This window comes from Aliterella sp. E5.1 (genome assembly GCF_057473825.1).
Genome location: NZ_JBYCCV010000028.1, coordinates 33,124 through 44,278, shown reverse-complemented (window position 1 = coordinate 44,278; position 11,155 = coordinate 33,124). Strand labels below are relative to the sequence as shown.

Here is an 11,155-nt window from a genome sequence, read left to right as displayed (position 1 = left end):
TGGATGTTACCCAGCTACAGAATCGTTCCCATACGTTGGCGCTTTCGCGTCTTTGTAAGGTTGTTGTCATTGTTTTATAAGTGCTTGATTTTTGGATAATCGGAAGCTTTTGCCTCCTTGAATTCAATATAACCTCATTATTTAGTTTTGTAAAGAATTTTTTATAATTTCTTTAGATAATTCTCATTTAGGCATGGTTTTCTTTAGGAAATTAACACCGCTAGTGCTTAGCCCAAGCATATTGTAGCCATTATTAATGATGGGCGTTCGCCTTAAAGCCCGATAATATACTTTTGCCACTCTTCATGCAGCCCGCTTTTTAGATGCTTGCTGACTTCAAAGTAAAGACTGCTATAAGGTTTGCGGGGTTGGTGGTATAACGGCATTTTTGCTTCTTGAGGGGTGCGACTGCCCTTTCTCACGTTGCAACGAACGCAGGCCGTCACCATGTTTTCCCAAGTATCAGCCCCACCACGCGATCGCGGAATGACATGGTCTAAGGTCAAATCGTCACCAGTGTAGCCACAGTATTGGCAGCCATGACCGTCCCGGTGGAGAATATTACGACGAGTAAGAGGAATTTCTTTGTAGGGTACGCGCACGAAATGACGTAGCCGAATAACGGTGGGCAAAGGGAACCCTGTATAAATAAACTTACCGTTATGTTCTACTTGCTCTGCTTTGCCTTTAATTAACAAAACAGCGGCTCGTCGCCAACTTGTGATGTTGAGCGGTTCGTAAGAGGCGTTGAGAACTAAAACCTTGGCCATCGATTAATTGCAAATCGCCAACATTTTTTACCGATGTTAACACAATTTAGCTAGGTGTGAACCGAAGATCGCCACACTTATCTAGTGCTACTACTAATCTACCAATAAAAGAGGTGATCGCGCCGGAAGAATCCTCTTAAATTGCGACTCTTTTTTGCTATTAGTTAAAGCTAACGATTTTATTACGTGTGAGATTGAGAACAGTGATGGTAAATCGAAAACCAGTCCAACAAATAACATCTATTGGCTGCGATCTTGGGCTTGGCTCCCGTCAACGCGCTTGGGTGGAGATCGATCTAAGTGCCATCAAACATAATATTAAGGAATTAAAAAGTCTGTTATCGCCCCAAACAGCGCTCATGGCGGTGGTAAAAGCTGACGCTTACGGTCATGGGGCTGTTACGGTTGCTAAAACGGTTATAGAAGCTGGCGCTAACTGGCTAGGAGTGGCAACTGTACCGGAAGGAATTGAACTGCGCTCTAGTGGGATTAAAGCACCAATTTTGGTATTGGGAGCAACCTATACTGTTGAGCAAATTGAGGCGGTAGCTCATTGGCAACTTCAACCTACTTTATGCAGCCCGGAAACTGCTAAATTGTATTCTCAAACTTTAATTGACACTCTGGCTGTACATATTAAATTAGACACAGGAATGTCGCGCTTAGGACCATCTTGGCAGCAAGCAGTAGAATTTGTGCAATTGGTGCATAGTCTGCCGCATCTCCAGATTGCTAGTATCTACTCTCATTTGGCAACGGCGGAATGTATTGATCGCACAGTGATGAGACAGCAACAACAACGATTTGACCAAGCTACTTCTCAGCTTGCAGACATCAACTTACCTCTACCTTGCTTGCACCTAGCCAATTCTGCCGCTACTTTGACTGAGATTGGACTGCATTACGACTTGGTGCGGGTAGGTTTAGCCGTTTATGGTCTTTACCCTGCGCCGCATCTGCAAGCGGCTGTTGACCTCAAACCAGTTTTGCAGGTAAAAGCTAGGGTAACGCAAGTAAAAACTATTGCGCCTCACACTGGTGTAAGTTACGGTTACAAATTTGTAAGCGATCGCGTTACTCTGCTGGCTGTTGTGGGAATTGGTTACGCCGATGGAGTTCCGCGTAATTTATCTAATCAGATGATGGCGATCGTTCGCGGTCAAAAAGTTCCCCAAATTGGGGCAATTACCATGGATCAATTGATGCTAGATGTTAGTGCTATTCCCGATTTACAACTAGGAGAAGTAGTCACTTTGCTAGGAATTGATGGTACAGAACAAATCTCTGCTGATGATTGGGCAACCCAACTAAATACAATTTCTTGGGAAATTCTGTGCGCCTTCAAGCACCGCCTACCTCGGATAGCTATATAAAAGCAATTAATTGCCCAAGCTACAAAGGTTTAGGACTCTATTTAGCTGGATAATTTTAATAATTAGTTTTGCAAATAGCTCTTAACCAACTGATAAGTTGCGTTTGTTTAATCCAGTATTGTTTTAAATATAGCAATAGTCACTGTTGGTATTACTTAGTTAATAATTAATTAAAATCTTGACGATTGAAAAATCTAAAGGCTAGTTTATAGCAATCAATTAGGCTAGTTTTGCCCGCTCCGACCCTTGGGCATAGAGAATACCGCTCATGAAAAATATAAAAATCTGGAAATCGGCTTTAAGTTTTATAGCATTAGTTGTTTTATCTGTGCTTGGTACAAAACCTAACTCGGCAACAGCAACAATGCCAAAAGCAGACATCCAAGCAACGACGACAAGCAATGAAATAATAATTGCTCAAGCTTATCCGTACAATAATCCCCGGTTGAGATACGGCAGAGTAGCAACTCAAGACGGTGACGATCTATACATTCGTTCGCGCCCTAACGGCAGAGTAATTGGAGCCGTCCCTTTTGGTTGGGTAGTAGTTACAGTTAAAAGAGATGCTACTAGCCAGTGGATTTATATTGACGAGCAATATCCTTATAATTCGGCTCCGGCGCTAAAACGAGGCTGGGTAGCGGCTAAATTCATCAAACCCATAGGGCGATTTTGCGAAAAGCCTAGGGCTTTTATTCGCACTAATATGAATGGATTGTTTGCAAGTTCGCAAGTTTTAGTTAATGAAGATTGAATACAAATGGGCGATCGCCTAGCAAGTTCGCTGAAAAAAGATCGCTAATCTACCAGCCCCAAGTCCCGGCTCCGCCTTTAAAAGGACCTACGATATCGCTAGTAACCCAGCCGCCGTAAAAATCTCCTGGTTGGGGCTGCACCTTTTCCCCGTCAATATAGCAAGCATCCATTAAATGCGGATAAAAAGCTACATAATCTTTGATTGCTGCGAAATCTATTGTCGGAGCTGGATAAAACCAAGCAGCATTTTGTTCTTGTTTTTCGCCAACTAATACAGTGTAATAGGCGGCTCTACCTTTCCACTCACACCAGCTAGAATGAGGCATTAATACTAGATGCTCCATTAATAAGTCGCTAGGTGGAATGTAATAAACTGGCGGGTGACTTGTCTCTAATACGCGCTTGGCATGATGCGTATCAGCGATTTTGACTTGATTAAATATAACTTGAATATGCTTATTTGTATCCTCTAGGCGAGGGGGACGCGGGTAATCCCAAACAGATTCTTGACCGGGCTGTGGTTCAATGCGTTGCCGATTAAACATTTTTAGTTAAGCCAGAGTAAGTTTGTTTTCAACTTAAATTTAACTTACTCTGGCTGCATTACTTAAACCTTGTATTAGCGGAAACGACCTGGGTTTAACTGGGGCTGATTTCTTGTTGGTACGCTATTGTTGAGCATTGCACCTGTTCCGCCATCGGCACGATCTAAGAAAGGTCGAAGATTGATAGCTTTGCTTGGTTGGCTATTATTTGCACCACCTAATATCGATCTGCCTTTATTTATCAATCGATCTACTTGATTGTTACCTCGTCCTTCGGTGTAGGTATAGACTCCCTGAGTTTGCTGTCCGCTATCGGCTACCGTCAAATTTTCAAAGACGCGATCGCGTGTGGTCAAAGGATCTTGTCCGGGGGGGACGGTAAGTACAATTCGACAACTAGGAACTTTCTCGGTAGTGACGCAAACGGTATTGTAACCATTTTCGACATCTGTCGTTAGTTCAATTAAGCCGTCTGGTCTGTACTGCTCTAGTCTTCTAGCAATTTCGTTGCAACGTTTTTGAGGATCCCAACCCCCACCTAATTGCGAAGGAGTTGCCCAAGCAAAAGCTTGATTTGGTTGACTTTCAGGAAAATACATAACGGTGTACTGACCGTTGTTAGACTGACATCCAAAACGAGTATTGCGATCGTAAATGGGATTTGAGCCGCTATTTGAACCCGTAGAAGCACCGGAGTTGGTATCGACAACAACATCCGATGGAGTTTGAGCCTTAGCCATCAGGCTAGTTTGTCCGAGCATAAAAGCCGCACCGAGAACTAAACTCAAACTTTTTACTGGGAATTTAAACTTGTTTGGTGACATAAAACCCCTGTTAATTTCGTTAAACGACTCTTTTTTTAGTTTTGCAACCATTCTTCATTTATGACGTTTTTTTTGTCTTGCTGTTTCTGTTTTACCAAAAGTTTTTTAATTTTGCTTCCTAAGCCTCTGTTACTTTAGTTCCAACAAGTATTCTGTATAAGTAGCAATGCTTGTAAAACCTAGCTTTTTGTAGCAAGCGATCGCGCTATGATTATCTGCTTTAACATTTAAACCTATATGGTCTACTGCTTTTAGCAAAACTTGGCAAAGTTTTGCGCAAACGGTCGTTCCTAGTCCCTGTCCCCGCCATTGAGGATGAGTTGTAATACTGCCTATTGCCGCAACTTTGTATTTTTGGGAGTAGCTATGAACCCCTGCAACACTCACCAAAGTCTCGCCACGTCGAATGCCGTAATAGTAACCAGTTTTCAGCATAAACGGTTCAAACCAATTGCCTGGATAGCTGAAATCGTATAGTTGTTCCAATTCCTTGGTATTTGCTGCTGATAGGGCGATTGCTTCCGATACATCAATAGTATCTAGTTGCGAACTCTCTGTCAGCGCCATTTTGTAGTGTACGCCGTGGGATTGGATGTGATAATCGCCTGCAAGTCCATTTACCGCATCATCACTTAAATGAGCATAAAATCGCCGTGGCAAAAGGGGTAAAAGAAGTCTCAGTAGTTCCTGCAATTCCTCAGCGTCTTCACTGAGTCCTAGTAAAACAGGCATTGACTTAGTGTACAGCAAGACAATTTGTTTAATTTGTTGTTCGCTAGAGAGGGCGTACCAACTTGTGTAATCCCAAAACAACTCATCCAAGTCGCCAATACTATACAAGTTTAGAAATGTATGCTGCCGTAAAAAGGCTTCAATTTCAGCTTTATCGTGCAGACATATCCTGTGCATAGCTCAAACTAGCCAATCGCTTGTTGCAACCGAGGCTTATCTTGCCCAAGCTGATGCAGAATTAGCCATGATTGAATCAAATCAGGTCCGTGCATAGAGCCAGTCAATGCGGCTCTGAGACTCCGCATCACTAAGCCTTTTTTAACATTTTTCTCTTTGGTTACTTGTTTAATAATCTCTTGAATCGCAGATTCGCTAAAATCTGCGGTGTTGTCCAATGCGGTAAGAATACCTTGCAAAACAGTGTTCGCCCCTTCTTGCTGCAACGAACTGCCTGCTTCTTCGCTATATTCCATCGATTTGGTGAAAAATAGCTTGCTCATTTCTACCGCGTCGGGAAGGCGAATTAGACTAGCACCAATTAAACTTGTAACTTGCTCAAGCCAAACGCGATCGCTTGTAGCATCAAATTCATACCCAGCTTTTTGCCAGTAAGGAATCAGCAAGTCTGTTAGCTTGCTTGCAGGCATACTATGCAAATATTGACTGTTTAACCAATCTAACTTTGCCCAGTCAAACTTTGCGCCAGCTTTGTTGACGCGCTCAAACCCAAATTGCTCGGCGGCGGTTGTCAGAGCGAATATTTCTTGAGTTGAGTCTGGGGGCGACCAACCAAGCAAGGTCATATAGTTGACCAGTGCTTCGGGGACAAAACCCATCTCTTTGAAGTCAAAAATCGAAGTTACACCATCGCGTTTAGAGAGTTTTTTGCCTTCTATATTCAAGATCAAAGGTGTATGGGCAAATTCTGGGGCTTTGGCACCAAAAGCTTCGTATAACAAAATTTGTTTAGCAGTATTTGCTATATGATCCTCTCCCCGGATAACATGACTTATTTGCATATCCATGTCATCAATTACTACGGCAAAATTGTACAAAGCTTGCCCAATCTCATTTTCGGCGGCACGGGCAATTACCATATCGCCCCCCAAATCGCTACCTTGCCAACTCATTTGTCCGCGTACCATGTCGTTCCAAACAATTTCGCGATCGTCTTCTATTTTGAAGCGAATTACCGGGCGACGACCTTCGGCTACAAAAGCCGCTTGTTGTTCTGGGGTTAAATTGCGGTGGCGGTTGTCATAACGGGGTGCTTCATTTCTAGCTCTTTGCTGCTCTCGCATTTCTCCTAGCTCGGCTTCGCTAGTATAGCAGTAGTAAGCTAATCCTTTGTCTAGCAAGGTTTTTACCCCTTGCTTATACATATCTAGGCGCTTGGATTGGTAAAAGGGTCCTTCGTCCCAAGTTAGCCCCAACCACTGCAAACCGTCGAATATATTTTGTGTATATTCATCGCGCGATCGCTCTATATCCGTATCCTCAATCCGTAAAATAAACGTGCCGCCATGATGACGAGCGTATAACCAATTAAAAACAGCAGTTCTTGCCGTACCAATGTGTAGGTTTCCGGTAGGACTAGGAGCAATGCGGACGCGAACAGTCATAAATTCAGGCTGAGTCGATATCTAATTTTTACTTAAACGGGACTGACGGGGCTCGAACCCGCAACTTCCGCCGTGACAGGGCGGTGCTCTAACCAATTGAACTACAGTCCCTTATTTCAGGGCTTTACTATACTGACAGCTTTTTGAGAGTTTGTCAAATAATCAATCGCCTTTAAAATTAATTGTCTGCGTTAGTGAGAATGTCGCCTAGAAATTTTAAATTTGCGTTTGACGATTAGCCCTGCAACGGCAATTACAGCTAACCCAGCACTGGCGGAAGGTTCGGGTACTGGTTCCACACTAAAAGCTAAGATTTGGGTAAACTGAGTAGAACTAAAATTATTATCGCTAACAACAATCAAAGAACGTCGCCCGTTTGGTAAATCGGGACCAAAAGTAAGACCTTCGATATTATCTAAAGTTAAATTTAGATCGTCGAAATCAAACAAAAGCTCTTTTTGAGCAGAGTTGATATTGCTGATATCGGCGGTACTCAAACTATTAATATCGCTGATATCTTCTGCCCCTTCTAGAGACACCTCGTACAATTTAATTGTGTTTCCTGCGCCCACAGAGAAAGAACGCTCCAAACTGAGAAAATGAGTATCGTCAATGGCGAGTAAATCTACCAGTCCATTAGTATTAAACCCCTCCGCCGTAGTCGGAGGTTCAGCAACTTTATCTGTTAAGTAAAGATATTCTGCGGCGGGTTTACCCGTATCTAAATTGTAGCTAAGAATTCGTGAAGGACTGCCATTCCTGACTGTTGCTACAGCGCCATCTTGAACTAAAGCATTTTCTGTAGCTGTAAATAGATAATTTTGACTAGGCGTTACTGTCAAGCTTTCAAATGCTAAGTTATTGCGAATACCGCTAGTTTGGGGAGAAGTTGGCAAGTATTTGGGATCGATAGGTAACGCTTGTAATTGCTCTCCAGTTAAAGAAAATTCATTAACAAATGGGTTTGTTAAGTTAGTAGCAGTGGCATCACCTTCTGAAGAAATATATAAAGTATTCTTACTCGTCAAAGCAATTCCTTCAGGATCGAGACTTAAAGCCGGAAAATTTTGCCCAGATTGGTTTGTTAATAAAGTAACATCAGTAAATTTAACTTTTCCTAAAGAGTTTTTATCAAGTTCGATAGTAAGTGTATAAAATCTTGCAGGCGCGTTTTGACTGCGATCGTCAGAGATACTGTAATAGACATTTTTACTAGCATCATAAGTAATTCCAGAAAGTCCGCCGAGTTCAGTTCCTTCTACTTGCGTATCGGTAGGGAACGTAGCTTCGCCAATAAAATCTATATCTTTGATAGTAGAAGCTATGCTTGGTGTTACAGAGAGTAAGGTAGCGGTAACGCCACCGATTAAACTAAGAACAATGACTTTATATGGAGAAAATATTTGGGTAATATTGCTCATGAAAATGGAGACATCATAATCTACATCAGCACCTTATCAGTACAAAGATAAGCAGGAATTAAAGCAAGGTTATCTGAGCGTTATTAGTTAGGAATTTTGCAGGAAAGTAACAAACCAATCTTTGAGATGGCGAGTAGCCAGACAGTCATCTTCGTTGTATTGAACGATCGCATCGAGTAAAGTGCGATCGCCTGTTTCTAACCATTTATCGTACCAAAGTATCGACTGAGAACCGTTTGCTTCTGGGTTGCGCCACTGGAAACCCAACCAGCGCGCCACAGTTTTGAGAGCATAACTTTCTGTGGGTAAAACTACCGTTTGTGCTACTTGTTCGTAAATGTCTATAAATCTTGCCAGTAATGCTGATATTTGCTCGTTTGGGGTGTGATAAAGCTTGGCTAATCGCTTGACTGTATCAACTTCGTAGGGGCAAAAGTGAAAGATGGGTGCTTGGGGATATTGCGCAACTAGATCGAGGAATTGGTGCCAAATTTGTGCTTCTTGGGCTTGGTTTTCTGCTAAAAAGGCGTAGTATTTGCTGGTATTTGCAATGCGATCGCAAACTATAACTCCTAACAAGTAATCTAAATTTAGGTCTGGCTGCGCTTCAATATCAAAATAAAGTTCTATAGGAGCAATTAAAGATCCAGGATTTGGCGGCAGATATTTACCTTGCAATAAATCCCGTAAAACTGTTTGAGATGTTGGCGTGGGTAAAGTTGCTTGAATTTCATAAGCACTACCAAAAGGTAAAAGAATCGGGCTATTTTGCATTGCCGATTGAGCTTGCAATACCAATTGCTGGGCGCTTTTACCTTCAAAACTTGGTAAACTATCAATTTCGTTGGGATTTGCTCTAGCTAGAGACTCTAGAGTAACTAGGTTAATAGTTTGCAAATCGCTGTAGCGACTAGGCGTTACCCCAGGTAAAAGGGAAAGATGTTCAGTAGCTTTTGCTTCGGCGTAACATTGAGTAAGCCAGCCACAAAAGTTGCATTTTTGACGAGAAATGAATACTTCAGGAATTTCTGGCGAGTTTAGGGTACTAATGCACTCCTCAACTGATAGGTGCATTTGGGGAATCCATTTATTCAAATTCACTTCATAGGCATCGGTACGCCGCAGTATAAGTAAAGCTGTGGGAGGATCGGCGGATTGGCAAGTCGCCAACATTTCGGCATCATACGCTGCCACAATTTGATACTCTAATTTGGGACGTTTGCCTAATTGAATATTTGCGGGGAGATAAAACCAATCTCCAAATTTGGAACGTCCTTCTTGCTTAATTAATAAATGCGGACGACTTAGTAAACTAATTTCCTCAGAGTAAGGTGCAAGTATTACTCCCTTGTAAATACATTCAACCCCTTGCTGCATTAATTCTAGGGTTGCTTTTGTTCCTGCTTCCCAGTCATTTTTAGGATATTCTGGGCGGTGATAAGTGTACTGAGCTAAGACAAATTTTTGATAGGCAAATTTTTCTTGAATTAATCTATGCAACCCATCACCAACTGGATCTCTTTGGCTAAGATCGCCATTAGTATCTAAAAAAGCCCTCCGCTTGCAGCGTTGGTATTGTAATAGTAATTCAGCATTAAGCAGCATGACTCTAGCCTAACAATAATTCGCAGGCAAATTCTTACTTTTCTACCAGCTTGCTCCACTAAAGTTAAGAAAGCTGTTATTTTTTGTTTATGAGTATTTCTACTTCCCAATCTCAGCTTGAACTACACAGGCAGCAGTTTCCAGCTTTAGCAAATAAGACTTATTTTAATTATGGCGGTCAAGGTCCAATTCCTCAATCGGCAATTGAGGCAATAAATAATGCTCAAGAATATATCCAGACTCACGGACCATTTTCAACTAAAGTTAATGGTTGGATTGCTCAAGAAGTCGAGCAAACAAGAAATGCGATCGCATTTGAACTAAATACTTCTGCCGATACTATTACGTTAACGGAAGATGTTACGGTGGGCTGCAATATTGCTTTGTGGGGCAACGATTGGCAACAAGGCGATCGCATATTACTCACTGACTGCGAACATCCAGGTATCATTGCTACGGTAAGGGAAATTGGGCGCAGATTTGGGGTAGAACTTGATACTTGTCCCATTATGGCTACTTTGAATGAAGGCGATCCTGTACAGGTAATTGAGCAACATTTAAAACCGCGTACTCGACTTGTCGTATTAAGTCATTTACTTTGGAATACTGGGCAAGTTTTACCGCTTGACAAAATAGTTAAAGTATGCAAAAGCGCTAATGTAAGAATTTTAGCAGATGCGGCGCAATCGGTTGGCTCTTTGCCCTTAAATTTAGCCCAATTAGGAGTAGATTATTATGCCTTTACAGGACATAAATGGTGGTGTGGTGCGGCGGGTGTAGGCGGCTTGTACGTGCATCCAGAAGCTAGAGAGTTTTTGCAGCCAACGTTTATTGGCTGGCGGGGAATTACTATCGACAATCGAGGAAATCCCACAGGTTGGCAACCAGATGGACGCAGATATGAAGTAGCAACTTCAGCTTACGGACAGTATGCAGGACTCAGGGCAGCGATCGCAACTCATCAGCAATGGGGAAGTGCGGAGGAACGCTATCAGCAAATTTGTCAATTAAGTAAGTATTTGTGGGAAAAATTAACTCAGATACCTAAAGTTAAATGTTTGCGAACATCTCCCCCAGAGGCGGGACTTGTATCATTTCAAGTTAGTAATAATCAAAATCGACAATTGGTAGAGTTTCTAGAGGCGCAAAAAATAATGACACGGATATTACTCGACCCTGATTGCGTCCGTGCTTGCGTTCATTATCTAACACTGACCTCAGAAATAGATCGATTAGTTGAAGGTATCGAAAGATTTTCCAGCAATATTTAGCTTACATTGCGATCGCTTATACCCCAAGAAGATTCTCAATATTGGCTATTATTAGCAGCAGGTTCGACTTTGGCAGGAAATTTGGCGCTATTTGGTGCGGTAGCTAATTTAATTGCGGTCGAAGCAGCAGGCAAATTAGGTTATAAACTAACATTTTGGCAACACTTGCGGCTTGGCTTGCCTTTGACGGTGGTAACTTTGCGGATAGCTTACTTTTGGATTATTTAAATTGCTAC

At 42.1% G+C, this 11,155-nt stretch carries 10 protein-coding genes, 1 tRNA gene and 1 pseudogene; 4 read left to right on the top strand and 8 right to left on the bottom strand.

The window, feature by feature from the left end; genetic code table 11:
* Positions 1-272: 272 nt before the first annotated feature.
* Positions 273-770: an HNH endonuclease gene (locus AC2VE5_RS11960; protein WP_486887966.1), complete on the bottom strand. Its 498-nt coding sequence runs from the start codon at positions 768-770 to the stop codon at positions 273-275.
* Positions 771-976: 206 nt separating this feature from the next.
* Here AC2VE5_RS11960 and alr point away from each other — a divergent pair, with 206 nt between their 5' ends.
* Together alr and AC2VE5_RS11950 are read left to right on the top strand one after the other, a co-directional pair.
* Positions 977-2,143 (top strand): alanine racemase, encoded by a 1,167-nt coding sequence (gene alr, locus AC2VE5_RS11955; RefSeq protein ID WP_486887965.1) that lies wholly within the window; start codon positions 977-979, stop codon positions 2,141-2,143.
* 268 nt (positions 2,144-2,411) lie between these two features.
* Complete coding sequence (locus tag AC2VE5_RS11950) at positions 2,412-2,897, top strand: hypothetical protein (RefSeq protein WP_486887964.1); 486 nt, start codon at positions 2,412-2,414, stop codon at positions 2,895-2,897.
* 49 nt (positions 2,898-2,946) lie between these two features.
* Here the strand turns inward: AC2VE5_RS11950 and AC2VE5_RS11945 are convergent, their stop codons facing one another.
* The 7 genes from AC2VE5_RS11945 to AC2VE5_RS11915 form a co-directional block, all read right to left on the bottom strand.
* Positions 2,947-3,444 carry a DUF427 domain-containing protein gene (locus AC2VE5_RS11945; protein ID WP_486887963.1) on the bottom strand — a complete coding sequence of 166 codons (498 nt, stop codon included), beginning with the start codon at positions 3,442-3,444 and terminating at the stop codon, positions 2,947-2,949.
* A 74-nt stretch (positions 3,445-3,518) separates the two neighbouring features.
* Positions 3,519-4,268 carry a COP23 domain-containing protein gene (locus tag AC2VE5_RS11940; protein WP_486887962.1) on the bottom strand — a complete coding sequence of 250 codons (750 nt, stop codon included), beginning with the start codon at positions 4,266-4,268 and terminating at the stop codon, positions 3,519-3,521.
* 129 nt (positions 4,269-4,397) lie between these two features.
* Positions 4,398-5,177, bottom strand: a complete 780-nt coding sequence (locus AC2VE5_RS11935; protein ID WP_486887961.1) for a GNAT family N-acetyltransferase — start codon at positions 5,175-5,177, stop codon at positions 4,398-4,400.
* Between the two features lie 8 nt (positions 5,178-5,185).
* Positions 5,186-6,622 (bottom strand): glutamate--tRNA ligase, encoded by a 1,437-nt coding sequence (gltX, locus tag AC2VE5_RS11930; RefSeq protein WP_486887960.1) that lies wholly within the window; start codon positions 6,620-6,622, stop codon positions 5,186-5,188.
* Between the two features lie 37 nt (positions 6,623-6,659).
* Positions 6,660-6,733 (bottom strand) — tRNA-Asp (locus AC2VE5_RS11925).
* Between the two features lie 80 nt (positions 6,734-6,813).
* On the bottom strand, positions 6,814-8,043 hold the full coding sequence (locus tag AC2VE5_RS11920) for an esterase-like activity of phytase family protein (RefSeq protein WP_486887959.1): 1,230 nt from the start codon (positions 8,041-8,043) through the stop codon (positions 6,814-6,816).
* Between the two features lie 87 nt (positions 8,044-8,130).
* Positions 8,131-9,648, bottom strand: a complete 1,518-nt coding sequence (locus tag AC2VE5_RS11915) for a TM0106 family RecB-like putative nuclease (RefSeq protein ID WP_486887958.1) — start codon at positions 9,646-9,648, stop codon at positions 8,131-8,133.
* 89 nt (positions 9,649-9,737) lie between these two features.
* On the opposite strand from AC2VE5_RS11915, the gene AC2VE5_RS11910 reads away from it, so the two are divergent.
* Together AC2VE5_RS11910 and AC2VE5_RS11905 are read left to right on the top strand one after the other, a co-directional pair.
* On the top strand, positions 9,738-10,919 hold the full coding sequence (locus AC2VE5_RS11910) for an aminotransferase class V-fold PLP-dependent enzyme (protein ID WP_486887957.1): 1,182 nt from the start codon (positions 9,738-9,740) through the stop codon (positions 10,917-10,919).
* Positions 10,920-11,147, top strand: a pseudogene (locus AC2VE5_RS11905) (anion transporter); the annotation flags it as partial.
* Positions 11,148-11,155 lie beyond the last annotated feature (8 nt).

What these genes read in the sequence shown, in the direction of transcription:
- AC2VE5_RS11960 (WP_486887966.1), bottom strand. Translation starts at nt 770, where the DNA reads ATGGCCAAGGTTTTAGTTCTCAACGCCTCTTACGAACCGCTCAACATC.
- alr (WP_486887965.1), top strand. Translation starts at nt 977, where the DNA reads ATGGTAAATCGAAAACCAGTCCAACAAATAACATCTATTGGCTGCGAT.
- AC2VE5_RS11950 (WP_486887964.1), top strand. Translation starts at nt 2,412, where the DNA reads ATGAAAAATATAAAAATCTGGAAATCGGCTTTAAGTTTTATAGCATTA.
- AC2VE5_RS11945 (WP_486887963.1), bottom strand. Translation starts at nt 3,444, where the DNA reads ATGTTTAATCGGCAACGCATTGAACCACAGCCCGGTCAAGAATCTGTT.
- AC2VE5_RS11940 (WP_486887962.1), bottom strand. Translation starts at nt 4,268, where the DNA reads ATGTCACCAAACAAGTTTAAATTCCCAGTAAAAAGTTTGAGTTTAGTT.
- AC2VE5_RS11935 (WP_486887961.1), bottom strand. Translation starts at nt 5,177, where the DNA reads ATGCACAGGATATGTCTGCACGATAAAGCTGAAATTGAAGCCTTTTTA.
- gltX (WP_486887960.1), bottom strand. Translation starts at nt 6,622, where the DNA reads ATGACTGTTCGCGTCCGCATTGCTCCTAGTCCTACCGGAAACCTACAC.
- AC2VE5_RS11920 (WP_486887959.1), bottom strand. Translation starts at nt 8,043, where the DNA reads ATGAGCAATATTACCCAAATATTTTCTCCATATAAAGTCATTGTTCTT.
- AC2VE5_RS11915 (WP_486887958.1), bottom strand. Translation starts at nt 9,648, where the DNA reads ATGCTGCTTAATGCTGAATTACTATTACAATACCAACGCTGCAAGCGG.
- AC2VE5_RS11910 (WP_486887957.1), top strand. Translation starts at nt 9,738, where the DNA reads ATGAGTATTTCTACTTCCCAATCTCAGCTTGAACTACACAGGCAGCAG.